20 protein-coding genes are annotated in these 25,663 nt (G+C 63.8%); 10 read left to right on the forward strand and 10 right to left on the reverse strand.

Annotation, left to right across the window (positions count from 1 at the left end; genetic code table 11):
- Positions 1 to 7 precede the first annotated feature (7 nt).
- The 5 genes from urtE to urtA form a co-directional block, all read right to left on the reverse strand.
- Positions 8 to 697: an urea ABC transporter ATP-binding subunit UrtE gene (gene urtE, locus BCCGELA001_RS35005; RefSeq protein WP_008540629.1), complete on the reverse strand. Its 690-nt coding sequence runs from the start codon at positions 695 to 697 to the stop codon at positions 8 to 10.
- Positions 698 to 919: 222 nt separating this feature from the next.
- The gene (gene urtD / locus BCCGELA001_RS35010) at positions 920 to 1,675 is read right to left on the reverse strand and encodes an urea ABC transporter ATP-binding protein UrtD (protein ID WP_008540626.1); all 756 of its coding nucleotides are present in this window, start codon (positions 1,673 to 1,675) and stop codon (positions 920 to 922) included.
- A gap of 10 nt (positions 1,676 to 1,685) precedes the next feature.
- Positions 1,686 to 2,825, reverse strand: a complete 1,140-nt coding sequence (gene urtC, locus BCCGELA001_RS35015) for an urea ABC transporter permease subunit UrtC (protein WP_008540625.1) — start codon at positions 2,823 to 2,825, stop codon at positions 1,686 to 1,688.
- A 17-nt stretch (positions 2,826 to 2,842) separates the two neighbouring features.
- Entirely contained in the window at positions 2,843 to 3,769 is a 927-nt protein-coding gene (gene urtB, locus BCCGELA001_RS35020; RefSeq protein ID WP_008540623.1) for an urea ABC transporter permease subunit UrtB, read from the reverse strand.
- Positions 3,770 to 3,914: 145 nt separating this feature from the next.
- Positions 3,915 to 5,174 carry an urea ABC transporter substrate-binding protein gene (urtA, locus tag BCCGELA001_RS35025; RefSeq protein WP_008540622.1) on the reverse strand — a complete coding sequence of 420 codons (1,260 nt, stop codon included), beginning with the start codon at positions 5,172 to 5,174 and terminating at the stop codon, positions 3,915 to 3,917.
- A gap of 169 nt (positions 5,175 to 5,343) precedes the next feature.
- On the opposite strand from urtA, the gene BCCGELA001_RS35030 reads away from it, so the two are divergent.
- Both BCCGELA001_RS35030 and BCCGELA001_RS35035 read left to right on the forward strand, forming a co-directional pair.
- The gene (locus tag BCCGELA001_RS35030; protein WP_008540620.1) at positions 5,344 to 8,715 is read left to right on the forward strand and encodes a hybrid sensor histidine kinase/response regulator; all 3,372 of its coding nucleotides are present in this window, start codon (positions 5,344 to 5,346) and stop codon (positions 8,713 to 8,715) included.
- Entirely contained in the window at positions 8,699 to 9,625 is a 927-nt protein-coding gene (locus BCCGELA001_RS35035; RefSeq protein ID WP_060737373.1) for a response regulator, read from the forward strand. Before BCCGELA001_RS35030 ends, BCCGELA001_RS35035 begins: the two co-directional genes overlap by 17 nt.
- 236 nt (positions 9,626 to 9,861) lie before the next feature.
- Here the strand turns inward: BCCGELA001_RS35035 and BCCGELA001_RS35040 are convergent, their stop codons facing one another.
- Both BCCGELA001_RS35040 and BCCGELA001_RS35045 read right to left on the reverse strand, forming a co-directional pair.
- Complete coding sequence (locus BCCGELA001_RS35040) at positions 9,862 to 11,364, reverse strand: flavin-containing monooxygenase (RefSeq protein WP_060737374.1); 1,503 nt, start codon at positions 11,362 to 11,364, stop codon at positions 9,862 to 9,864.
- Positions 11,365 to 11,487: 123 nt separating this feature from the next.
- Positions 11,488 to 12,246 (reverse strand): S1 family peptidase, encoded by a 759-nt coding sequence (locus tag BCCGELA001_RS35045; protein ID WP_008540607.1) that lies wholly within the window; start codon positions 12,244 to 12,246, stop codon positions 11,488 to 11,490.
- Between the two features lie 123 nt (positions 12,247 to 12,369).
- Between BCCGELA001_RS35045 and BCCGELA001_RS35050 the strand changes: the two genes are divergently transcribed.
- Positions 12,370 to 13,005, forward strand: coding sequence for an HAD-IA family hydrolase (locus BCCGELA001_RS35050; RefSeq protein ID WP_008540605.1), 636 nt, complete (start codon positions 12,370 to 12,372; stop codon positions 13,003 to 13,005).
- Between the two features lie 109 nt (positions 13,006 to 13,114).
- On the opposite strand, the gene mtnA is transcribed toward BCCGELA001_RS35050, so the two are convergent.
- From mtnA to BCCGELA001_RS35065, 3 genes are all read right to left on the reverse strand, one after another.
- The gene (gene mtnA / locus BCCGELA001_RS35055) at positions 13,115 to 14,221 is read right to left on the reverse strand and encodes an S-methyl-5-thioribose-1-phosphate isomerase (protein ID WP_008540604.1); all 1,107 of its coding nucleotides are present in this window, start codon (positions 14,219 to 14,221) and stop codon (positions 13,115 to 13,117) included.
- Positions 14,222 to 14,239: 18 nt separating this feature from the next.
- Positions 14,240 to 15,115, reverse strand: a complete 876-nt coding sequence (locus BCCGELA001_RS35060) for an S-methyl-5'-thioadenosine phosphorylase (protein WP_060737375.1) — start codon at positions 15,113 to 15,115, stop codon at positions 14,240 to 14,242.
- A 273-nt stretch (positions 15,116 to 15,388) separates the two neighbouring features.
- Positions 15,389 to 15,661: a phosphopantetheine-binding protein gene (locus BCCGELA001_RS35065; RefSeq protein WP_008540597.1), complete on the reverse strand. Its 273-nt coding sequence runs from the start codon at positions 15,659 to 15,661 to the stop codon at positions 15,389 to 15,391.
- Between the two features lie 359 nt (positions 15,662 to 16,020).
- Here BCCGELA001_RS35065 and BCCGELA001_RS35070 point away from each other — a divergent pair, with 359 nt between their 5' ends.
- The 7 genes from BCCGELA001_RS35070 (at position 16,021) to BCCGELA001_RS35100 (ending at position 25,662) form a co-directional block, all read left to right on the forward strand.
- The gene (locus BCCGELA001_RS35070) at positions 16,021 to 17,238 is read left to right on the forward strand and encodes an acyl-CoA dehydrogenase family protein (RefSeq protein WP_060737376.1); all 1,218 of its coding nucleotides are present in this window, start codon (positions 16,021 to 16,023) and stop codon (positions 17,236 to 17,238) included.
- A gap of 55 nt (positions 17,239 to 17,293) precedes the next feature.
- Positions 17,294 to 18,274: an amino acid--[acyl-carrier-protein] ligase gene (locus BCCGELA001_RS35075; protein WP_008540586.1), complete on the forward strand. Its 981-nt coding sequence runs from the start codon at positions 17,294 to 17,296 to the stop codon at positions 18,272 to 18,274.
- A 41-nt stretch (positions 18,275 to 18,315) separates the two neighbouring features.
- Entirely contained in the window at positions 18,316 to 19,191 is an 876-nt protein-coding gene (locus tag BCCGELA001_RS35080; protein WP_008540585.1) for a hypothetical protein, read from the forward strand.
- A gap of 238 nt (positions 19,192 to 19,429) precedes the next feature.
- The gene (locus BCCGELA001_RS35085; RefSeq protein WP_060737377.1) at positions 19,430 to 22,300 is read left to right on the forward strand and encodes a PAS-domain containing protein; all 2,871 of its coding nucleotides are present in this window, start codon (positions 19,430 to 19,432) and stop codon (positions 22,298 to 22,300) included.
- Positions 22,301 to 22,504: 204 nt separating this feature from the next.
- Positions 22,505 to 23,482 (forward strand): tripartite tricarboxylate transporter substrate binding protein, encoded by a 978-nt coding sequence (locus BCCGELA001_RS35090; RefSeq protein WP_060738024.1) that lies wholly within the window; start codon positions 22,505 to 22,507, stop codon positions 23,480 to 23,482.
- Between the two features lie 181 nt (positions 23,483 to 23,663).
- On the forward strand, positions 23,664 to 24,149 hold the full coding sequence (locus BCCGELA001_RS35095; RefSeq protein ID WP_060737378.1) for a tripartite tricarboxylate transporter TctB family protein: 486 nt from the start codon (positions 23,664 to 23,666) through the stop codon (positions 24,147 to 24,149).
- Between the two features lie 4 nt (positions 24,150 to 24,153).
- Positions 24,154 to 25,662 (forward strand): tripartite tricarboxylate transporter permease, encoded by a 1,509-nt coding sequence (locus tag BCCGELA001_RS35100; protein ID WP_060737379.1) that lies wholly within the window; start codon positions 24,154 to 24,156, stop codon positions 25,660 to 25,662.
- Position 25,663 lies beyond the last annotated feature (1 nt).

The following is a 25,663-nucleotide window of genomic DNA, read 5'->3' on the forward strand; positions in this document are numbered from 1 at the left end:
CGGTTGGTTAGACGGACAGATATTTCGAGACCTGCGCGGCATCGACGTCGTCGCGCGGATCGTCCCGCACGATCTCGCCGTTCTCGATCACCAGCACGCGGTCGGCGATGTCGAGCGCGAAGCTCAGGACCTGCTCGGACACGACGATCGAAAGTCCCTTTTCGTCGCGAATGCGCTTCAAGGTGCGCGCCATATCCTTGATGATCGACGGCTGGATGCCTTCGGTCGGCTCGTCCAACAGCAGGACCTTCGGCTTGGTGGCGAGTGCGCGGGCGATGGCCAATTGCTGTTGTTGCCCGCCGGAGAGATTGCCGCCGCGGCGCCCTTTCATCTCCAGCAGCACCGGGAACAATTCGTAGATGTCTTCAGGCACCTCGGACCCGCCGGAGACCACGAGCCCGGTCTCGATGTTCTCCTTCACCGTCATGGTGGAGAAGATCATGCGGCCCTGCGGCACATAGGCGAGACCCTTCGCGACGCGCTCAAAACTCTTGAGGCCGCCGAGCTCGGCGCCGTCCATGCTCACCGAGCCGCTCTTCGCGGGCAGGATGCCCATCAGCGACTTCATCAGCGTGGTCTTGCCCATGCCGTTGCGGCCCATGATCGCCACGATCTCGTTGGGCGCGACCTTGACGTTGAGCCCGTGCAGCACCTCGCTCTGACCGTAGGCGACGTGGAGATCGGAGATTGCCAGCATGATGCGCTCCTAGGCTCGGTATACCTTCCTTCTCCCCTTGTGGGAGAAGGTGGCGCGGGCGAAGCCCGCGACGGATGAGGGGTCTGCATCTGCGAATGCGAATGGCAGTTTGCCTCGCGGAGAGATACCCCTCACCCGGATCGCTTGCGCGATCCGACCTCTCCCACAAGGGGAGAGGTGCACCGGCGTTGCCGCCACAGGCTCGCTTGACGACATCATTTGCTAGTGCCCCAGATAGACTTCGACGACCTTGGGATCGTTCTTCACCTTCTCCATCGTCCCCTCGGAGAGGATCTGGCCCTGGTGCAGCACGGTGACCTTGTGCGCGATGTCTTCCACGAACTTCATGTCGTGCTCGATCACGAGCACCGAACGGTTCTTGATGATGCGGTTGAGCAGTTCGGCGGTCTTGGCGCGCTCGGACACGCTCATGCCGGCAACTGGCTCATCCAGCATCAGGAGGTCGGGGTCCTGGATCAGCAGCATGCCGATCTCAAGCCATTGCTTCTGGCCATGGCTGAGCTCGTCGGCATAGGTGTGGAGCTTGTCCTTGAGGAAGATCATCTCGGCGACCTCGGCTACCCGCTCCTTGACGAGCTGATCGCGCTGGAAGGTCAGCGAGCCGAACACGCTGCGGCCGCGGGGAAACGAGATCTCGAGGTTCTCGAACACGGTGAGGTCCTCGAACACCGAGGGCGTCTGGAATTTGCGCCCGACGCCGGTCTGCACGATCTCGTTCTCCTTCATCTTCGTGAGCTCCTTGCCACGAAACTGAATCGAGCCCGAGGTGGCCTTGGTCTTGCCGCAGATCAGGTCGAGCACCGTGGTCTTGCCGGCGCCGTTGGGGCCGATGATGACGCGGATTTCGTTCTCCTCGACGTAGAAGGAGAGATCGTTGACCGCCTTGAACCCGTCGAACGAGACAGTCAGTCCGGAGACCGCGAGCAGGAATTCCTTTGGTTGATGACCGATGAGCATGATGGCTTCCTCACTCTGCCGGGGCGCCGTCGGCGACCGAATTGTCGTTCCAGCCCGGCTTCGGCTTGCGCGAGGCGAACAGCCGATCGATGCGCGGCTGCACGTAATCGGCCCAGAGCCCGGACAGGCCGTTCGGGAAAGCGAGCACGACTGCGATGAACAGTGCGCCGAGACCGAACAGCCAGAGCTGCGGGAAAGATTCCGACAGGCTGGTCTTGGCGAAGTTGACCAGGATCGCCCCCCAGACCGCGCCGAAGATCGACATTCGTCCGCCGACGGCGGTGTAGATCACCATCTCGATCGACGGCACGATGCCGACGAAGGAGGGCGACATGAAACCGACATTGAGCGCGAACATGGCGCCGCCGATGGCAGCGAAGACCGCGGCCATGCAGAAGGCGAAGATCTTGAAATTGGCGACGCTGTAGCCGGAGAAGCGGACGCGATCCTCCTGCTCGCGCATCGCCACCAGGATGCGGCCGAGCTTGGTCAGGCGGATGAACTGCGCGATGCCGATGCAGGCGAACAGCAGCACCACCTCGACGAAGTACAGGATGACCTTGGCGTGGTCGGGCCGGATGTCCCAACCCTTGAGCGTGCGCAGATCGGTCATGCCGTTGATCCCGCCGGTATAGCCCTGTTGGCCGACGATCAGGATGGTGAGGATGGCGGCGACGGCCTGGGTGATGATCGCGAAGTAGGTGCCGCCGACCCGGCGCTTGAACATCGCGGTGCCGATGATCAGGGCGAAGAGGCCGGGCACCAGGATGATGGCGAGGATGGTGAAGGTGAGGCTGTGAAACGGCTGCCAGAACAGCGGCAGCGACGTGATCTGATTCCAGTCCATGAAATCAGGAATGCCCGGCGTCGACTGAATCTTGGTGTTCTCGACGCTGGAGGCCTCGAGCTTAAGGAACATCGCCATGCAATAGCCGCCGAGGCCGAAGAACACGCCCTGCCCCAGGCTCAGGATGCCGCCATAGCCCCAGCACAGCACGAGGCCGAGCGCGACAAAGGCGTAGGTCAGATATTTCGCGACCAGGTTGAGGCGGAATACATCCAGCGTCAGCGGCAGGATCACGAACAGCACGGCCGCCAGGGCAATGAAGCCCATGAGCTCGGATCGATTGAAGAAGCGTGAGTTGATCATGACTTGCCTGCCTCTCGTTATTTACGGACCTTGAGGGCGAAGAGACCCTGCGGCCGCAGCATCAGGATGCCGACGACGGCGAGCAGCGTGAGCACCTTGGCCATCGAGCCCGACATGAAGAATTCGAGCGTCGATTGCGTCTGCGAGATCGAGAAGGCGGAGGCGATGGTACCGAGAAGGCTGGCGGCGCCGCCGAACACGACGACGAGGAAGGTGTCGACGATGTAGAGCTGGCCCGACGTCGGCCCGGTCGAGCCGATCATGGTGAAGGCGCTGCCGGCGACACCGGCGATGCCGCAACCAAGGCCGAACGTGTAGCGATCCACCTTCTCGGTGTTGATGCCGACCGCGCCGGCCATGATGCGGTTCTGCACGACCGCGCGCACCTGGCGGCCCCAGCGCGACATGTAGAGAACATAGGCGACGGAAATGGTGATCAGCACGGTGAGACACATCACGAAGACGCCGTTGATCGGCACCTCGATGCTGTCGGTGACGTGCAGCGAGCCCAGCATCCATTGCGGCAGCTCGACGCCGACCTCGCGCGCGCCGAACACCGAGCGATAGGCCTGCTGCAACATCAGGCTGAGGCCCCAGGTCGCGAGCAGCGTATCGAGCGGGCGCTTGTAGAGGTGCCGTATCAGCCCCCATTCCACCAGCATGCCCAGCGCGCCGGATGCGAGAAAGGCCAATATCATTGCAAGGAAGAAGTAGCCGCTGAACAGGCTCGGCAAATAGGCCTGGAAGAAATTGGAGGTCATCCAGGTGACGTAGGCCCCGAGGATCATGAACTCGCCATGGGCCATGTTGATGACGCCCATCTGGCCGAAGATGATGGCGAGGCCGAGTGCCATCAGGACATAGACGGAGAACAGGATCAGTCCGGCAAACCCCTGCATGACGAAGATCGAGCCGAGGTCGCCAATCGAATAGTCGCCGAACATCCATGTCCTCCGTCGGTAAAGGGTCCCGCGTCGCGAGCAGGTTCGCGACGCGGGGGCTTGAGGCATGGACTTGCGATCCACGCCAGGGAGCGGTTTTGCCTTGAGGGAAAGTGCGACGGGCGCCGCGACTTACTGGTAAGGCTTCTTACTGGTAGCCCTTGGGGAACGGATCCGGCTCGACGAGATCGGCGGTCTCGTAGATCAGCTCGAACTGGCCATCGAGCTTGGCGCGGCCGACGCGGGTCTTCGACCAGAGATGATGATTCTCGTGGATGCGCACATACCCTTCCGGCGCGCCCTTGAACTCGACACCCGTAGAGGCCGTGGCGATCTTGTCGACATCGAACGACCCGGCCTTCTCGACCGTCAGCTTCCACAGCCACGGGCCGAGATAGGCAGCCTGGGTGACGTCTCCGATCACGGTCTTCTCGCCCCACACCTTCTTGAAGGCCGAGACGAAGGCCTTGTTGTTGGCGTTGTCGAGCGACTGGAAGTATTTCATGCAGGCATAGGCGCCTGCGATGTTCTCGCCGCCGATGCCGTCGATCTCGTCCTCGGTCACCGAGATCGTGAGCAGCGCCTGCTTGGAGAGATCGATGCCGGCAGCCTTGAGCTGCTTGTAGAAAGCGACGTTGGAGCCGCCGACGACGTCGGTGAAGATCACGTCGGGCTTGGTCAGCTTGATCTTGTTGATGACCGAATTGAACTGGGTGCTGCCGAGCGCGTAGTACTCCTCGCCGACGACCTTGCCCTTCAGCACGTTCTCGACGTGCTTGCGCGCGATCTTGTTCGAGGTGCGCGGCCAGATGTAGTCGGAGCCGATGAAGAAGAACGACTTGGCGCCCTTCTCCTTGGCGATCCAGTTCAGGCCGGCGAGGATCTGCTGGGTCGCTTCCTGGCCGGTGTAGATCACGTTCTTGGATTGCTCGAGGCCTTCGTAGAAGGTCGGGTAGTAGAGCATGCCGTTATACTGCTCGACCACCGGCAGCACCGCCTTGCGCGAGGCCGAGGTCCAGCAGCCCATGATCGCCGCGACCTTGTCGTTGACGAGCAGCTTCTTCGCCTTCTCGGCGAAGGTCGGCCAGTCCGATGCGCCGTCCTCCTGGATGAACTTGATCTTGCGGCCGAGCACGCCGCCGGCCGCGTTGATCTGCTCGATCGCGAGCTTTTCGGCCTGGATCGAGCCGGTTTCGGAGATCGCCATGGTGCCGGTCGCCGAATGCAGGATGCCGACCGTGACCTCGGTGTCGGTGACCGCCAGGCCCGTGGTGTTGACCGCCGAGGTCGCGGGCGCCTGCGCAAACGATGCCTTCGGCAGCATCGTGATGGCAGGAACCGCCGCCATTCCCATCAACAGTTTACGCCTGAACGGCGACAACAAGCCCTTGTTTGCTTCGTCTGACATGAGCACCCCACTTTTGTTCGAGACACGCGTTGGTGCCGTGAGGATGGCTCGAATTTGTGCAGCTCAAGCATACGCAAGATCGCGTATACTGCACCGCAAAATGCCGACGTAGGCTTTTGGTACGGAATTTGCGAGGGGCTCCGGGTCCGTATCGGGAGTGGGGTAGAGCGTGGCAGGGCGGCAGCGAATAGACCGCGTCAGGCGCCAGTACAACCAATGGGTGGCCAACCAGACGCTGGAAGACTACGCGCTGCGCTTCACGGCGAAGAGCGCGCGCCGCTGGTCCGCCGCCCGCGTCGCCAACACCGCGCTCGGCGCGATCTCCTTTCTGGCACTGGAAGCGATCGGCGGCACCATCACGCTCAATTACGGCGTCACCAACGCCTGTGCCGCGATCCTCGCCGTCTCCATCATCATCTTCTTCTGCGGCGTGCCGATTGCCTATTACGCAGCCAAATGCGGTATCGACATCGACCTGCTCACACGCGGCGCCGGGTTCGGCTACATCGGCTCAACCGTCACCTCGCTGATCTACGCCTCTTTCACCTTCATCTTCTTCGCCATCGAAGCGGTGATCCTGGCCACCGCGCTCGAAATGTGCTTCGGCATTCCCCGCCCGATCGGTTACCTCATCAGCGCGGTGGGGATCATCCCGCTCGTCACCTACGGCATCACCCTGATCAGCCGCTTCCAGCTTTGGACGCAGCCGATCTGGGTCGTCCTGCATATCCTGCCCTTTGCCGCGATCGCCTGGGCCAATCCCTACTCATTCGGGGAATGGCGCAAATTCGCCGGCGAGCACGGCGACGTGAACGGGCATTTCGACCTTTTGCTGTTCGGCGTCGCCTCGTCCGTGGTGTTTTCGCTGGTGGCGCAGATCGGCGAGCAGGTCGACTTCCTCCGATTCCTGCCGCGCGACCGTCGCACGTCGCGAACCTCGTGGTGGATCGCCCTGCTGATCGCAGGGCCGGGCTGGATCATCTTCGGCGCGCTGAAATTGCTGCTGGGCTCGTTTCTTGCCTTCTTTGCCCTGAGCCACGGCCTCTCCGGCGAGCTGGCGGCCGAGCCAGCGCACATGTATCTCGAAGCGTTTCGATATGTGCTATCGCAGCCGGACATGGCGCTGGCGCTCACCGGGGCGTTCGTGATCCTGTCGCAGATCAAGATCAACGTCACCAATGCCTATGCCGGCTCGATTGCCTGGTCGAACTTCTTCTCGCGATTGACGCACAGCCATCCCGGCCGCGTGGTGTGGCTGGTGTTCAACGTGATGGTGGCGCTGCTGCTGATGGAGATCGGCGTCTACAAGGCGCTGGAGCAGACGCTAGCGCTCTACTCCAACGTCGCGATCGCCTGGGTCGGCGCGCTCGTCGCCGACCTCGTCGTCAACAAGCCGCTCGGCCTGCGCCCGCCGCAGATGGAGTTCAAGCGCGCCCATCTCTACGACATCAACCCGGTCGGCGTCGGCGCCATGACGATCGCGACCATCGTGTCGATCGCGGCGTTCTACGGCCTGTTCGGCCCGACCGCGAAGGCGCTGGCGGCCTTCGTCGCGCTCGCCGTCGCCTTCGTCACCGCGCCTGTCATCGCTTGGCTCACCGGCGGAAAGTATTACATCGCGCGCAAGCCCAAGAAGAGCTGGGCCAATATCGAGGCAATCCAGTGCTGCATCTGCGAGCACAGCTTCGAGCCGGAAGACACCACCTCCTGCCCGGCCTATGCCGGCCCGATCTGCTCGCTGTGCTGCTCGCTCGATGCCCGCTGCCACGATCTCTGCAAGCCGCATGCGCGCGCCCAGGTGCAGTTCTCCGAGGCGCTCGGCCGGATCCTGCCACAGCCAATCTACCAGCGGATCAACTCGCAGTTCGGCCATTACGTCGGCGTGTTCGTGATCTCCGCGGGTCTCGTCGCGCTGGTGCTCGGGCTGATCTATCTCCAGACCTCGGCGAGCGTCCATGGCGAGAACATTCTCGTCTCCGACGTGCTCTGGAAGGTGTTCTTCTCGCTCAGCATCATCATCGGAGTGGTGGCCTGGCTGTTCGTGCTGGCGCAGCAGAGCCGCCGCGCCGCGGAAGACGAAACCAAACGGCAGACGACGCTGCTGATCCAGGAAATCGACGCGCATAAGCGCACGGACGCCGAGCTCCAGCGCGCCAAGGAAGTGGCCGAATCCGCCAACCTCGCGAAGAGCCGCTACGTCGTCGGCCTGAGCCACGAGCTGCGCTCGCCGCTGAACGCCATCAGCGGTTATGCTCAGCTGCTGGAGCAGGATTCGACGTTGGCCACCAAGCCGCGCGACCAGGTCCGCGTCGTCCGCCGCAGCGCCGATCACCTCTCCGGCCTGATCGACGGCATATTGGACATCTCCAAGATCGAGGCGGGACGGCTGTATTTGTCGCGCGACGAGGTGCGCCTCAGCGAGTTTCTCGACCAACTCGTCGGCATGTTCCGTCTCCAGGCGGCGGCGAAGGGCATCGACTTCGTGTTCAGAAGGCCCGCCGCGCTGCCGGTCGTGGTTTACGCCGACGAGAAGCGGCTACGACAGGTGCTCATCAACCTGCTCTCCAACGCGATCAAGTTCACCCAGGCCGGCAGGGTGCAGTTCGTGGTTCACTATCGCAGCCCCGTCGCCGAATTCGAGGTGGTCGACACCGGTCCGGGCATCCAGAGCGACGATCTCGAGCGCATCTTCGCGCCCTTCGAGCGCGGTGCGCTCGGCGTTTCGCAACCGCAGACTGGGACAGGGCTGGGCCTTACCATCAGCCGGCTGCTTGCCGGCGTCATGGGCGGCGACATCAAGGTCATGAGCACGGTCGGCGCCGGCTCCACGTTCAAGGTCAAGATCCTTCTGTCGGAGGTCACCAATCCCCAGCGCATCGCGCCGGTGGAGGCACCGGTCTCGGGCTATCATGGTGCGCGCAAGACCATCCTCATCACGGACGACGATCCCGTTCATCGCGACCTCCTGCGCGAAGTGTTGGCGCCGCTCGGATTCATCCTGCTCAGCGCCCCCGATGGGCCCGGGTGCCTCGCGCTGGCGCAGCATTGCCGGCCCGACCTGTTCCTGCTCGACATCTCGATGCCGGCCATGGATGGCTGGGCCGTGGCGGAAGCCTTGCGTGCGAGCGGCCATCACGCAGCGCGTATCCTGATGGTGTCGGCGAGTGCGCTGGAGGCACATGGCACGCCTCTGGCCCAACCGTTCCATGACGGTTATCTGATGAAGCCGATCGACATTCCACGGCTGCTGGAGACGGTCCGGCAGCTCCTCAAGATCGAATGGCAATACGGCGCGAACGAGATCGTCGTGCCGTTCTGGCGGCCGGAGAGCGGATCGAAGCCGCCGGTGCGGCATATCGAGGCGCTGATCGGGCTCGGCCAGATCGGCTATGTCAGGGGCATCCAGCTGAAGCTCGACGAGATCGGCAGCGAGCATCCTGAACATGCCGACTTCATCGCGCAGATGCGTTTTCTGGTCGATCGCTTCGATCTCGATCAGTACATGGCCACATTGAAGACGTTGCATGCGCATGAGCATTGAGCCCAAGAAGCGCGACATCGCGCTCGTCGTCGACGACTCTCCCGAGACGTTGCGGCTGCTCACCGATGCCCTCGACGGCGCCGGGATGACGGTGATGGTCGCGCTCGACGGCGCCGCCGCGATGCGCATCGTCGACCAGATCACGCCCGACATCGTGCTGCTCGATGCCGTGATGCCCGGCATCGACGGCTTCGAGACCTGCCGCCGGCTCAAGCGCGATGCGGGCCTTGCCAATGTGCCCGTGATCTTCATGACGGGTCTTGCCGAGACCGAGCATATCGTTCGCGGGCTGGAGGCGGGCGGCGTCGATTACGTGACGAAGCCGATCGTGATCGAGGAGATGCTGGCGCGCATCCGCGTCCATCTCGGCAATGCCCGCCTCACCCAGAGCGCGCGGGCCGCGCTCGACGTCTCCGGCCGCTTCCTGTTTGCGGTCAACCGGCAGGGCAATTTGCTCTGGGCGACGCCGCAAGCGCAAAGGCTGCTGGCGGATCACCACGGCCCGCAGGCCGACGACTTCGTCCTGCCGCCATCGCTGCTGCAATGGCTGGATCAGGCCAAAGCCAAAGGCAGCTCGAAGTCTCAGGCTGCTTCACTGCCGGACAATCCGCAGCTCCGCTTCTATTACATGGGTGAAACCGCACCGAACGAATTCCTGCTCCGGCTGTCCAAGGAGGCCGGCACTGCGCCACCGCCCGAATTCACCAGCGAGCTCGGCCTCACCACCCGGGAAGGCGAGGTGCTGGCCTGGCTCAGCAAAGGCAAGACCAACCGCGACATTGCGCAGATCCTAGGATTGAGCCCGCGCACCGTCGACAAGCACCTGGAGCAGATCTACGCCAAGCTCGGTGTGGAGAATCGCACCGCGGCGGCGGCGATCGCCGCGAATGCGACGCGAAGGAATTCTTAGCACTGCTGCGAATGAGTTGAGACGCGGCCAATCCAGCAAACAGTGTCGTCCCGGACAAGCGCAGCGCAGCGGAGCGCCGATCCGGGACCCATAGCCGCAGGGAGACGTTTGGCGAAGACTCGTCGTTCCGCACGCCTACCGACCGAGATCGGGAAAATCCGCGGCATGGGTCCCTGCGTTCGCAGGGACGACAGCGGAGTGTGTAGCGGTCGCTATCGTGCCCTCACGCGCTCCCCTCACCCATACACAAACACCTTGTCATCCAGATCCGTCTTGGGGATCTCGTCCTTCTCGGTCCAGTAATCCTGGCTGTGCTGCCATTCCGCCTTGTCACCGCGCTTGGGCAACAGATCCATGTTGCGCATCATGTAGCCGGGGTTGAAGTTTTCCGGATCGATCCAGGGCAGGATCGGCATGTTGTGGTCTTCGGGACGCAGGCTCACCTCGACCTTCTTTGCGCCCCTGGCCTTCATGTGACCGAGCAGCCGGCAGACGAAATCGGCGACGAGATCGACGCGCAGCGTCCAGCTCGCGCGGAAATAGCCGAACACCCAGACCATGTTCGGCACGCCAGTAAACATCATGCCGCGATAGGTGACGGTATCGCCGAAGGCGAGCGGCTTGCCGTCGATCTCGAAGGCGATGTCGCCGAGTGCGGCGAGGTTGAAGCCGGTTGCGGTGACCACGACATCGGCCTCCAGCAACTTGCCGGATTTGAGCTGGATGCCGTTCTCGACGAAGCACTCGATCTCGTCGGTGACGACGGAGGCCTTGCCGCTGGCGATGCCCTTGAACAGATCGGCATCGGGCACGAACGCGATGCGCTGCCGCCACGGCCGGTATGTTGGCGTGAAATGCGTCTCGACGTCGTAGTCGGGACCGAGAACCGCGCTGATCTGACCGATCAGCTCTTTCTTCACCTGCTCCGGTTTGGAGACGCACAGCCTGGTGAATGCGTCCTGCTCGAACAGAATCTTGCGGCGGACGATCTCGTGGATCCACGCCTCGTCGACCTGAAGCCTGCGCAGTTCCTCCGCGATCTCGATGGCATTGCGGCCGAGCCGGAAATAGGTCGGAGAGCGCTGGAGCATGGTGACATGCGCACATTTGTCCGCAATGTTCGGCACCAGCGTCGCCGCGGTCGCGCCCGAGCCGATCACGACCACCTTCTTGTTCCCGAGATCGAGATCGTCAGGCCAGGTCTGCGGATGAACGATGCGGCCCTTAAAGCGATCCATGCCCCTCCATTCCGGCGTGTAGCCTTCCGAATGGCGATAGTAACCTTGGCACATCCAGAGGAAGTTCGCGGTGAAGGTCTTTGCTTCCCCGGTGTCGGTCGTCACCGCCTCGATGGTCCAGAGATTCTGCTCGCTCGACCAGCTCGCCGAGTTGATCTTGTGCTTGTAGCGGATGTGGCGGGCGATATCGTTGTCGTCGATTACCTCTTTCATGTAGGAGAGGATCTCCTCGGCGGTGGCGATCGGCGGCCCGACCCAGGGCTTGAAGCTGTAGCCGAAGGTGTGGAGGTCGCTGTCCGAGCGGATCCCCGGATAGCGATGCGTGCTCCAGGTGCCGCCGAACGTCGCCTGCGTTTCCAGGATGACGTAGCTCGTGCCCGGCAGCTGCTTGTTGATGTGGTAGGCGCTGCCGATGCCGGAGATGCCGGCACCGACGATCAGCACGTCGAAATGTTCGGGAGCTTGCTTGGTGGCGGTGTGACCGCGAACGGCGACATTCATCGTTGCTTGTTGCCTTGCTTGTTCTTATGGCCGGCCTCGGTCGGACGGCGCGTTTCCTCCGCGACGGACACTGTGGTCGCCGCGCTTCCCGTTCAAAATGACATAGATCAGGTCGACGTCAAATCACAGCGCCGCACCCCAGCTCCGCGCGGTCTGCAGAATCCAGTCGCGGTAGAGCGTGAGCGGCGTGACCCCGGTCAACCCGCCGCAACCGGCAGCGCCGTTCGGCCCCGTCGACCAGCTGACGACGCCGACGACCACGGCACCGTTCGGCCTGTCCTCGAACACGGGACCGCCGGAATCGCCGGTGCAAGCGCCGATTCCGCCGCGAACACCGTTGGTTACGGGATCGACCAGTCGGATCTGGAGCGTGCCAGGCTGGCCAGTGGCGACCAGCGCAGCAACGCGTGTGATGCCGCCGCTCTTGCCATCGCCGCTCGTGGTGACGCCGATGCCCGCGATCGTGAAGCGGCTGCCGACCCGGATGGGAATCGTCGGCGTGCCGACAGTCACCGTCGATTTTCCCTTGAGTGGAATTTCCAGTTGCAGCAGCGCCACGTCGGCGGTGGCCCGATGCGCCTGCATCGCCTGCATGTTGAAGCTCGGATGGATCGCGACGGTGCGGACGTTCAGCAATTGCGGCTGGCCGTCATTGCTGCGATCGACGATCTTGTAGTCTGCACCAGGCTGCACGCAGTGCGCGACGGTGAGCACCAGTTTCGGCGCAATCAGGCTGCCGGTGCAGAAATTACCGCGCGAGCCGACGATCGTGACCACGGCACGCGCGACACCGTCGGCCTGCGGCGTCCCGCCGCCGACGATGGCGTGAGCCGGCGTGGCCAGCAACAGAACTGTCGTGATGAATGTCGCGATAGTCTTCATGGGGCATACGCCTCGGCGATCGGGTCGGTCAGGGGCCGAGCTTGGTTCGGGCTGGCCCTTGCCGATAGCGCGTGCTAGCCGTCTTGTCAGCAATCTCTGTACGGAATTGACGAGGTCGGGACCTTGACGATCGAAGCTGTGATCTTTGATTTTGGCGGCGTGTTGACGAGCTCGCCGTTCGAGGCGTTCACGCGGTTCGAGACCGAGCGCGGCCTGCCCGCCGACATCATCCGGCGCACCAACGCCGCCAACCATCTGGAGAATGCCTGGGCCAAGTTCGAACGGGCCGAGGTGGATATCGACACGTTCGATCTCTTGTTCGCCGAGGAATCAGGCGCGCTCGGCGCAGAGGTGCGCGGCCGCGACGTGCTGCCGCTGCTGCAGGGCGATCTGCGCCCCGAGATGGTCGAGGCGCTGAAGCGCATCAAGGCGCAGTTCAAGACCGGCTGCATCACCAACAACCTTCCGGCCAACGCCATTGGCAGCATGACCGGACGCTCACTCTATGTCGCGGAGGTGATGGTGCTGTTCGACCATGTCATCGAATCCGCCAAGATCGGCCTGCGCAAGCCCGATCCCCGCATCTACAGCCTGATGGTCGAGACGCTAAAGGTCGATCCCAAGAGCTGCGTCTATCTCGACGACCTCGGCGTCAACCTCAAGCCCGCGCGCGAGATGGGCATGACCACGATCAAGGTGACGAGCGGCGCCCAGGCGATCGCGGATCTCGAGAAGGCGACGGGGCTGAAGCTGACCTAGTTCGCAAAACCTGTAGGGTGGGCAAAGCGAAGCGTGCCCACCAAAGCTCACGGCACGGAATGAAGATGGTGGGCACGGCGCTCACGCACCGTTGCCCACCCTACGAGACCTACTCCGCCGCGGCGGCGATCCGCTCCGGAAACGCCGCTGCCAACGCGGCACGGTCGGGCTTCAGCACGCCGCGCTCGGTGATCAGGCCAGTGACGAGCCGCGCCGGCGTGACGTCGAATGCATAATTCGCGACCGGTGAGTTCTCCGGCACGATGCGGACCGTCTCCAGCCGGCCGTCGGCGGTGCGGCCGGTCATGTCGGTAACCTCGGTGCCGCTGCGCTGCTCGATCGGGATATCGCGAATGCCGTCATGAACGGCGAAATCGATCGTCGGCGAGGGCAGCGCGACGTAGAACGGCACATGATTGTCGTGCGCGGCGAGCGCCTTCAGATAGGTGCCGATCTTGTTGCAGACGTCGCCATTGGCGGCGACGCGGTCGGTGCCGACGATGGCGAGATCGACCATGCCGTGCTGCATCAGATGGCCGCCGGTATTGTCCGGGATCACCGTGTGCGGCACACCATGATGGCCGAGCTCCCAGGCGGTGAGCGAAGCGCCCTGGTTGCGCGGACGGGTCTCGTCGACCCAGACATGGATCTTGATGCCGCGCTCATGCGCGAGATAGATCGGCGCCGTCGCCGTGCCCCAGTCGACCGTCGCGAGCCAGCCGGCGTTGCAATGGGTGAGGACGTTCACCGTCTCGCCCGGCTTCTTCGCCGCGACCGCCTCGATCAGCTTCAGGCCATTGTCGGCGATGCCGCGATTGATCTCGACGTCCTGCTCGGCGATCTCGTCCGCGCGCGCATACGCCGCCTCCGCCCGTTCGGCCGGATCGATCGGCGCGAGTGTCGCGCGCATTTCGTCCAGCGCCCATTTCAGATTGATCGCGGTCGGCCGCGCCACGACGAGCCGCTCGTAGGCACGCTTCAGGCCCGCGTCCGAGGCATCCTCGCGCATTGCGAGCGCCATGCCATAGGCTGCGGTGGCGCCGATCAGCGGCGCGCCGCGCACCAGCATGTCGCGAATGGCGACTGCCGCGTCCTCGCAGGACGTCAGCTTCGCGACGATGAATTCGTGCGGCAGCCTGCGCTGGTCGATCGCGCCGACCGACCAGCCATCGCGCTCGCGCCAGATGCTGCGGAAATGCTTGCCGTCGACTTTCATGGCGCTCTGCCTTTCGCTTCAGCCGCGCAGGATACGCCCTGCCACCGCATCGAGCTTCTTCAGAAGTTCGGGATCACGCGCCTCGGGCGCCGTGATCAGCGCGGTGTCGAGCGCACGGTCCGAACCGATCGGGCACGGCTCGTGCTCGCGCGGAAAATCCTTTGCCAGCCGCGCCACCAGCGCCTTCGCCTTGTCGGCGTTCGAGGTCAAAACGCGGATGATGTCCTGCACGGTGACGGCGTCGTGGTCGGGATGCCAGCAATCGAAATCCGTCACCATCGCGACGGTGGCATAGCAAATCTCCGCTTCGCGCGCGAGCTTCGCCTCGGGCATGTTGGTCATGCCGATCACGGAATAGCCCAGCGTCTTGTAGGTCATGCTCTCCGCGTAGGTCGAGAATTGCGGCCCCTCCATGCAGACATAGGTCCCGGTCCGCGCGATCGCGATGCCTTCGGCCTCGGCGGCCGCGGCCAGGTGGATGCGCAGCCGCGGCGAGACCGGATGCGCCATCGACACATGCGCAACGCAGCCTTTGCCGAAGAACGAGCTCTCACGCTTGTGGGTGCGATCGACGAACTGGTCGACCAGGACGAAGGTTCCGGGCGACAGTTCTTCCTTGAAGGAACCGCAGGCCGACAGCGAGATCAGGCTGGTGACACCGGCCCGCTTCAGCACGTCGATATTGGCGCGATAATTGATATCGGAGGGGGACAGCCGATGGCCCTTGTCATGCCGCGGCAGAAACACGATCGGCAGGCCCGCCATGGTGCCGCGCCGCACCGGCGCCGACGGCTCGCCCCACGGGCTCTTGATCACCTCTTCGTGCGCACCCTCGAGCCCCGGCAGATCATAGATGCCGGAACCGCCGATGATGCCCAATACCGCCTGCGTCATATCTATTCCACCCTGTCAGCTACCTGCGACATGGTTAAGCTATGCCAGCTTTGCGACGGATTTGGAACGGGGACGGCGGCGATGCCGGTGGTGTGAGAGTGCGGGGCCCACACTCCAGTGTCGTCCCTGCGAACGCAGGGACCCATAACCACAGGCCGTGGTTGGGCGAAGACTCGTCGTTCGGTACTGCGACCGTCCAAGGTCGATAGATTCCGCGTATGGGCCCCCTGCGTTCGTAGGGACGACACCGTGGAAGGAGCCGCGCGCCCTCGTTTAAGCGGCGTTCGCCAGCTGCAGCTGGGCCGCGACCATCCGCTCCAGCGTCTCGACGGACTGGAAATTCTCCGGCGTGATTTCGGATTGCGGGATGGTGAAGTCGAACTCGGCTTCGACGCCGAGCATCAAATTGACCATGTCCATCGAGGTGAGGCCGACATCGACCAGCTTCGCCTGCAGCGTGACGTCAGCGGTGAGCGAATTCTGTTCGAGAATCCCCTTCACCAGCTTGATGATGCGATTGCGCAAATCGGTATCGAAGGCCTGCATCGGCGAATTTCCATCTGTCTATCGAGGTCGGATCGGACTTCCGGCCACGATGGGCACGGGCGGCCGTTCCTGCAATGGGCGTGAGGATTACTTCGCTTTCCTTAGTAAACGATGACCCAGATTGACTAAAATTCCGCTCTCTTCCAGATCCCTAACAGGGCCCGCGAAATTCCGGCGATGCAAACAACCGGACCTTAACTGTTCGTTCGGAATTGGGCTTTGTTTACCCTCTATTTCATCGACGAATTTGAATTAAATCCGTAGCCTCGTCTCACAAGCAAAGATGGTCGGAGGATCGCTTCAAGCGGCATCGCGAATGATGCCGGCGATCTCGAACGGCAAACCGGAGGCGGACGAGTATGAACGTGCGTGAAGCAGTCCTCACTGTCGACGAAATGCAGACGAACTTCCTCGAGCAGGGTCCCTCCCTGGTCGAACGTGCCGCGCGGACGGCCGCAGCGGCTGCGGCCGACGCCGACGGGGTCGATCGCGACGCCCGCTTCCCCCACAAGGCCTTCGAGGTGGCGCGCGAGCAGAAACTGCTCGGCGTCATGATCCCGGTTGAGTTCGGCGGCTTCGGCGCCTCGATCTACGACGTCACCGATATCTGCTACACGCTTGGGCGCGCCTGCGCGTCGACCGCGATGATCTACGCGATGCACCAGACCAAGGTGGCCTGCGTTATCAGGCACGGCCACGGCATCCCCTGGATGGAAACCATGATGCGCCGGGTCGCCCGCGACCAGTGGCTGCTCGCCTCCTCCACGACCGAAGGCCAGAACGGTGGCAACATCCGCGCCAGCGCGGCCGCCGTCGACCACGCCGGCGACACCGTTTCGCTGGTCCGCGACGCCACCGTGATCTCCTACGGGGCCGAAGCCGATGGCCTCGTCACCATCGCGCGACGCGCCACCGATGCGGCGGCCTCCGACCAGGTGCTGCTGGCGCTTGCCAAGGACGATTACTCGCTGAAGCGGACGCTGGGCTGGGAAACGCTCGGCATGCGCGGCACCTGCTCGACCGGCTTCGAGCTGAAGGTCGATTGCCCCGCCGACCGTGTCTTCCCGGAATCCTATGACAAGATCCATGCCCAGACCATGACGCCGTTCGCGCATCTGTGCTGGTCGTCGGCCTGGGCCGGCATTGCCGCTGCGGCCGTGACCCGCGCGCAGGCGTTCATCCGCAGGGCGGCTCGCTCGTCGGGCGGCCAGATGCCGCCGGCTGCGGCGCACTTCACGGCCGCGAAAATGTCGCTGGCCAAGCTGCGCGCGCTGATCGCCGCCAACATCGACGCCTTCGCCCGCGCCGAGCATGACGAGCGCGCGCTGAGCTCGCTCGACTTCCAGTCCTCGATCACACTCTTGAAGGTGCAGGCGTCCGAGCTCGCGGTCGAAACCGTGATGCACGCGATGCGCACGGCGGGCCTTTCCGGCTACCGCAACGACGGCGAGTTCACCATGGGCCGTCACCTGCGCGACGTGCTGTCGTCGCCGATCATGATCAACAACGATCGCATACTCGCCAACGCCGCGACATCGACCTTGATGAGCGGCGTGCCATCGAGCCTTCACGACTGACGTGCTTGCCGACTGAAACAACAAGAACAATTTTGAGATAGCAGGACATCGACCCATGAACATTGCCGTCCTCCCCGATTCGCCCGAGACCGCGCCGCAACTCATCGATCCGCTCGATCATCTCGCCGACAAGCTGTTCCATCCGATGGGCTCGGACGGCGTCTACGCCCGCACCGCGCTTTACGAGGGCGTCGTCGAGCGGCTCGCTGCGCTGATCACCGGCCACCGCGAGGCCGGTACCGAGGTGATGCGCTTTCCGCCCGTGATGAGCCGGGCTCAGCTGGAGAAATCCGGCTACCTCAAGAGCTTTCCGAACCTGCTCGGCTGCGTCTGCGGCCTGCACGGCACCGAGCGCGAGATCAACGCCGCAGTGAGCCGCTTCGACGCCGGCGGCGACTGGACCACCTCGCTGTCGCCGGCCGACCTCGTGCTGTCGCCGGCCGCCTGCTATCCCGTCTACCCGATCGCCGCAAGCCGCGGTCAGTTGCCGAAGGGTGGCCTGCGCTTCGACGTCGCCGCCGACTGCTTCCGCCGCGAACCGTCCAAGCATCTCGACCGGCTGCAATCGTTCCGGATGCGCGAATATGTCTGCATCGGCACGGCCGATGACGTCGCTGACTTCCGCGAACGCTGGATGGTCCGCGCGCAGGCGATCGCCCGCGACCTCGGCCTGACCTTCCGCGTCGACTATGCCAGCGATCCCTTCTTCGGCCGCGTCGGCCAGATGAAAGCGGTGAGCCAGAAGCAGCAGCAGCTCAAATTCGAGCTCCTGATCCCGCTGCGCTCGGAAGAGCAGCCGACCGCCTGCATGAGCTTCAACTATCACCGCGAACATTTCGGCACGACCTGGGGCATCCAGGACGCCAATGGCGAGCCGGCCCACACCGGCTGTGTCGCTTTCGGCATGGACCGGCTCGCGGTTGCCATGTTCCACACCCACGGCACAGATCTTTCCGCCTGGCCCGCGAAGGTCCGCGAGATCATGGGCATGCAGCCACGCGCTTCGGCCGATGCCCATGGCGAAGGCTGGCGCTAACAAAATTCACGAGGCCGACCATTTCCACGGGCAAGACGAGCGTGATTCACACCAAGGTCCGATGCCGCGAGATTACCGAGGCCGACGTCGATAAGATCGCGGATCTGCTGACGCGCGGCTTCGTCGGGCGTTCGCGCGAATACTGGATGCAGGGCCTGCGCCGGCAGGCCTTCCGATCCGTGCCGGAAGGCTATCCGCGCTTCGGCTACATGCTCGACGATGGCGGCACGCCGGTCGGCGTGCTGCTGCTGATCTACACGGCGCGCCAGGGCGGCGATGAGACCGCCATCCAGTGCAACCTGTCGAGCTGGTACGTCGATCCGGCCTACCGCAACTATGCTCCGCTGCTCACCAAGATCGCGCAGCGGCACAAGGACGTCACCTATCTCAACATCAGCCCGGCGCCGTGGACCTGGCCGATCATCGAGACGCAGGGTTTCCGTGCCTATTGCCACGGCATCTTCTTCTCGGTGCCCGCGCTGGCGCGGGCCCCGCGCTGGAGCAAGATCGAGGTCATCTCGCACCATGCCAAGGCGATCGAGGGGCTATCCGAAACCGAGACCGAGCTTCTGACGCGGCATGCGCGCTACAATTGTCTCAGCCTGGTCTGCCGCACGCCGCAGGGGACCTTCCCCTTCGTCCTGCAAGCGGTCCGCATCCGCCGCGGCTTCATCGCACCGCCGGCCATGAAGCTGATCTACTGCCGCAACACTGCCGAATACGCCGCCTGCGCGGGCCGCATCGGCCGGCTGCTGCTGCGGCTCGGCAAGATCTCGGTGACGGTCGATTCCAACGGCCCGATTCCCGGCTTGGTGGGTATTTATACCGAGCGGCGTGGCCGCAAATATTTCAAGGGCCCGCACCGGCCGCAACTCGCCGACCTCACCGACACGGAACTCGTGTTGTACGGGCCGTAGGAGATCAACCAAGCATCCGCTGTCGTCCCTGCGAACAGGACGACGGCGGGATTTATTGCGCGCTTTCAGCCAGGCTGGCTTGCAGGTCCCGCATTCGCGTGCGGAACACGCCTCTCTCCATCACCAGTCACCCTCCGTAAACTACGGCGCTTAAGGGAATTTTCCGGCCTCTTCGCTACCCTCGGCGGCTGAATTACGTTGCGTTAAGTCCATTGCCCGCCGAGATCCCGCCGATCCCATGACGTCGACCCGCGACAACGAGCTTGGTGCCGCACGCCGCGAACAGGGCCCGGAAGCCCTGGTTGCGCTGAGCCAGCTCGCGCTCGACCATATGGAGCAGGGCGTCTGCGTCTACGATGCCGACAACCGGATCGTGCTGGTCAATCAGCGCTATCTCTCCTTTTTCGACATGTCGGCCGAATTCGTCCGGGTGGGAACGAGCTATCGCGAGGTGCTCGCGCACAGCGCGAGCCGCGGCAATTTTCCGGAAAGCGAGCTCGACGCGCTGTATTCGGCGCGGATCGCTCAGATCGCAGGCGGCAAACCGTTCCGAACCGAGCAGCGGCTCGCAAGCGGCATCGTCATGGCGCTCGAGCTGAAGCCGCTGCCTGGCGGCGGGTGGATGACGATCTGCGACGACGTCAGCCGGCTCGCCCGGCTCGAGGCGGAATTGCTTGTGCAGACCGAGCGCAGCCAGCATGCGCTCTCCAACATGTCGCACGGCCTGATCATGTACGACGCCGAGAGCCGCGTCGTGGTCTGCAACGAGCGCTTTCTGAAGCTCTACAACCTCGACGCCGACATCGTGAAGCCCGGCGTCTCGCACTGTACGGTGATCGAGCACTGGATGTCGCGCGGCAATTTACCGGGCATGCAGGGCGACGAATTTCACCAGAGCCGTCTGGATGACGTGCGCGCCAGGAAAGCGAAGACCCTGCTGGTGATGCGCTACGACGGACGCATGGTGCAGGCGGTCTCCCGCTTTCTGCCCGACGGCGGCTGGGTGACGGTGCATGAGGACGTCACCGAGCGGCTGCAATACGAGGAGACGCTGCGGCAGCAGAACTTCATCCTCGATGCGGCTCTCGAGAACATGGCGCACGGGCTCGCCTTCTACGACAGCGACATGCGCCTGCGCGTCTGCAACACCACCTACCGCAAGATCTACCTGTTGTCGCCGGAGGAGACCAGGCCCGGCACGCATCTTTCCGAACTGATCGAGCGGTCGATGGCCAACGGCGCGTTCGCTTCCGAATACAGTCCGCAACAGCTCATGGAAGCCGCGAGCGCGAGGATTGCGAGCCGCGATTCCTCGCCGATGCGACGACGCATGTCGAACGGCACCGTCATCTCGGTGCGCTATTGCGCGCTGCCAGATGGCGGCTTCGTGGCCACCTACGAGGACATCACCGAGCGCGAGCACGCGGTCGAAGAACTGAGCGAACAATATCGCCGCTTCGATGCCGCGTTGAACAATATGAGCCAGGGCCTGTGCATGCTCGATTCGAGTCTGCGCGTGATTGTCTGCAATCGCCGCTACATCGAGATGTACGAGCTGTCGCCCGAGATCGTGAAGCCCGGCGTCTCTATGCGCGAGATCATGGAGCACAGCTGCGAGCTCGGCATCCATCCGAACACCACCGGTGCGCGGCTCTATGCCGATTACGTCGAGCGGCTGCGCGAGGGCGAGCATACTCTGCACCGCCATTTGAGCGACGGCCGCATCATCAAGCTCAATCACAAGCGGATGGAGCATGGCGGCTGGGTCGTCACCTATGAGGACGTCACCGAGCGCCACAAGGCCCAGGCCCGCGTCGCGCACATGGCGCGCCACGATTCGCTGACCGACCTGCCCAACCGCACGCTGTTCCGCGAGAAGATGAGCGAAGGGTTGAACCAGGTCGCGATCGCCGGCGGCGCGATGGCCGTGCTGTGCTTCGACCTCGACAATTTCAAGACCGTCAACGATCGCCTCGGCCACGCCGCCGGCGACCGGCTGCTGCGCTGGGTCGCGGCGCGACTGAAGGAGAATGTCGGCGAGCACGACACCGTCGCACGGCTGGGCGGCGACGAGTTCGCCGTGCTCCAGCGCGGACCACAGCCGCAATCGGCCGAAAAGCTCGCCCGCCACCTGGTCGAGATCATCGGCCACCCGCCGCCGCTGGAAAACCAATCGATCCATGTCGGCGTCTCCGTCGGGATCGCGATCGCGCCCGATCACGGGCTCGATGCCGACGAACTGATGAAATGCGCCGACCTCGCCCTCTACCAGGCCAAGGCCAAGGGACGCGGCGCCTATCAGCTGTTCGAGCCCGAGATGGAGGAAGAGGCGCGCAGCCGGCACGCGCTGGAGCACGACCTGCGCGGCGCCCTGGAGGCGCATGAGTTCCATCTGGTGTTCCAGCCGCAGGTCCGCCTCGACAACTCCGAGCTCACCGGCTTCGAGGCGCTGCTGCGCTGGAAGCATCCCTCGCGCGGCTTCGTCTCGCCGGCCGAATTCATTCCGATCGCGGAAGAGACCGGGCTGATCGTCCCGATCGGCGAATGGGTGCTGCGCAGCGCCTGTGCGACCGCCGTGTCCTGGCCCGACGTCACCGTCGCGGTCAACCTGTCGCCGGTGCAGTTCCGCTCGCGCGGCTTGGTGGCGATGGTCACGAGCGCGCTTGCCGAAGCCGGCCTGCCGCCACACCGGCTCGAGCTCGAGGTCACCGAGACGGCATTGCTCGACGACAGCGAGGCGACGATTGAGATTCTCCACCAGCTCCGCACCTTAGGGGTGCGGGTCAGCCTCGACGATTTCGGCGTCGGCTATTCCTCGCTGAGCTATCTGCGCAAATTCCCGTTCGATCGCATCAAGATCGATCGCTCCTTCGTCGGCACGCTCGGCGAAAGCCCGGAGAGCGTCGCCATCGTCCGCACCATTGCCAGCCTCGGCACCGTGCTCGGCGTCGAGACCACGGCGGAGGGCGTAGAGACCGAGGAGCAGCTCGACTTCGTCCGCGAATGCGGCTGCACCGCGGTGCAGGGCTATTATTTCGGCAAGCCGTGCCCGGCGGCCGAGGTCCGCCATGCCATCGAGACGCTGAGCACGTTCCGGCGCGTGGCGTAGCGGTATCGCCCGCTCAAATTCCGTATCTCGGTACATCTTCGAACGACCAATTGTCGCACGCAACGTTGCCGGTCGGGTTGTCGTCCGGCTCCTCGCCCAGCACGCGCAATGTCGCTTTTCTTCTCTCGTGATTTCGTGAACAATCGCCGCCACAAGAATGAGGAGCGGCGGCCCGAGCGCGGTTGCTGCGAGGGAGGCTTTTCGATGTTGCGATACGGGCTGAAGACGATTGCCTTTGCCGCCGTGCATGCGGTCATGGGTGCAGTGCTCACCACTGGCGCCAATGCGCAGGATTATCCCACCAAACCCATCACGCTGATCGTGCCATGGCCGGCCGGTGGCTCGACCGACATCTCGATGCGCGCAATCGCCGACAGCGCTTCGAAGGTCCTGGGGCAGCCGATCGTGATCGACAACAAAGCCGGCGGCGGCGGCACGGTGGGGCCTGCGACCATGGCAGCGGGGGCGAAGCCGGACGGCTACACCATCTCGCAGATTCCGATTACCGTATTCCGCCTGCCCTTGATGCAGGAGGTGTCGTGGGATCCGGCGAAGGATTTCAGCTACATCGTCCACCTCACCGGCTACACCTTCGGTGTCACCACCAGCGCGGAGTCGCAGTTCAAGAGCTGGAAGGACGTGGTGGAGTTCGCCAAGGCCAACCCGGGCAAGGTGACCTACGCAACCCCCGGTGCCGGCACCTCGCTGCATATCGGGATGGAGCAGATCGCTGGGATGGCCGGCATCAAGCTGACGCAGGTGCCGTTCAAGGGCGGCGCGGAGACCAATGCCGCCGTGCTCGGCCAGCACACGATGCTTCAGGCCGATTCCACGGGATGGCGACCGCTGGTCGACGCCGGCAAGCTGAAACTGCTGATGGTGTGGACCGGTACCCGTTCACCGAATTACCCTGATGTGCCGACGCTGAAGGAGCTTGGCTATCCCATGGTCTATGATTCCCCGTTCGGCATCGCCGGCCCGAAGGGAATGGATCCCAAGATCGTCGCTAAGCTGCACGATGCCTTCAAGAAGGCGCTCGACGACCCCGCGGTGATCGCGACGCTCGCCAAGTTCGACATGGTCCCGAACTACAAGAACACCGAGGACTACAAGAAGTTCGTCGTCGAGGTCACGGAGTCCGAACGCAAGGTGATCGAGACGCTTGGGCTGGCGAAGAAGTAGAGTCGCACTGCTTGTGTCCCGGACGCGCTGCAGCGTGCAACGCTGCTGCGCAGGGCCGGGACCAGCTTTTTCGCTCACACTGATGGGCCCCGGTTCTGCAGCGCACCGCCATATCACGTCGAAGACGTGCGTGAACGCACTTATGGCTGCTGCGCTGCGTCCGGGGCACGAGAGAGAATCGATGAACGACCAAACCAACGTCAAACTCCGCCTCAGCAACTCCGAGCTCTGGGGCGGCTTGATCGGGCTCGCGATCGGCGGCTTCGTGATCTGGCAGGGCCTGAAGCTCAAGCTCGGCACCATCAATGATCCCGGCTCCGGCTACGTGCTGTTCTACACCGGCATCCTGATCTGCGTGTTCGCAGGCTCCATCATCATCTCCGCCGTCACCGAAGGCGGGCCTACCCTGGCCTCGCGCTGGGAGAATGCACGCTGGGGCAAGCCGCTTCTCGTCATCGCCTGCCTCGCCGCATTCTCTCTTGCGTTGGAACCGCTGGGCTTCCTGTTGTCATCGATCCCTTTGGTGCTGCTGCTGTTGCGGCTGATCGACCCCGTGCGCTGGACGCTGGCGGTCCCGATCGCCGTGCTGGTGCCGATGGGCATGTGGTGGGTGCTCAAGCGCCTGCTCTTGATCCAGTTGCCCTCCGGCCTGTTCGGGATCGGCTGATCACATGGATACGCTCGCCAATGTCGCGCACGGGTTCGGCGTCGCGCTGACTGGAATCAACCTCCTCTATTGCTTCATCGGCGTCTTCATCGGCACGCTGGTCGGCGTGCTGCCGGGCATCGGCCCGATCTCGGCGATGTCGCTGCTGCTGCCCGTAACATTGTCGGGCACGCCGGAATCCGGCATCATCATGATGGCCGGCATCTATTACGGCTCGATGTATGGCGGCTCGACCACGTCGATCCTGGTCAACATCCCCGGCGAGGCCGCTTCCGTCGTCACCTGTATCGACGGTCATCAGATGGCCAAGCAGGGCCGCGCCGGTCCCGCACTCGGCATCTCCGCCTTCGGCTCGTTCATCGCCGGCACCTTTGCGTTGATCGCCTTGATGCTGGTGGCGCCGCGGCTTGCCAGCATCGCCATCGCGTTCGGCCCGGCCGAATATTTCAGCCTGATGGTGCTCGGCCTCGTGGTGCTGACCTTCCTGACCCAGGGCTCGATGCCGAAGGCGCTGCTGATGGCCTGCATCGGCGTCGTGCTCGGACTGGTCGGGCTCGACAGCATCACGGCACAGCCGCGGCTGACCTTCGGCCGCATGGAGCTGATCGACGGCATCGGGCTCGTGCCCGTCGTGATGGGCCTCTTCGGCGTCGCCGAGGTGCTGCTCAACACCGAGCAGGCGATCAAGCGCGACATCATCGACACGAAGATCACGCAGCTATTGCCAAGCAAAGCCGATTGGCAGGCGAGCGCGGGCCCGGTAGGGCGCGGTACGCTGCTCGGTTTCCTGCTCGGTATTCTGCCGGGCGGCGGCGCTGTCGTGGCGTCGTTCGGCTCCTATGCGCTGGAGAAGCGGCTGTCGAAAACGCCGGAGCGGTTCGGCCATGGCGCCATCGAAGGCGTCGCGGGCCCCGAATCCGCCAACAACGCCGCGGCCGGCGGCGCCTTCATTCCGCTGATGACGCTCGGCATCCCGCCGAACGTGGTGATGGCGCTGCTGCTCGGCGCCTTCGTGGTTCACGGCCTGCAGCCGGGACCGCTGATGATCACGCAGAATCCCGGCCTGTTCTGGGGCATCGTCGCCAGCATGTATATCGGCAACGTTATGCTGCTGGTGCTCAATCTGCCGATGATCGGCATGTGGGTGCAGCTCTTGAAGCTGCCCTACAACATCCTGTTTCCGCTCATCATCCTCTTCACCATCATCGGCGTCTATTGCTCGAGCAACAACGTGTTCGACGTCTATGTGATGATCGCGTTCGGGATCATCGGCTATTTCATGCGCAAGCTCGGCTACGAGCCGGCGCCGCTGGTGCTCGCTTTCGTGCTTGGGCCGATGCTGGAGAACAATCTGCGCAAGTCGCTGATCCTGTCACAAGGCGATCTCTGGACCTTCGTGCAGCGGCCGATCTCGGCAACGTGCCTGGCGTTCGCGCTGGTGCTGTTGATCGCGCCGCTATTGCCCGCACTGCGCAAGAAGCGCGAACTGGTGGCGCTGGATGAAGGGGCGTGAA

This window comes from Bradyrhizobium sp. CCGE-LA001, assembly GCF_000296215.2.
GTDB lineage: Bacteria > Pseudomonadota > Alphaproteobacteria > Rhizobiales > Xanthobacteraceae > Bradyrhizobium.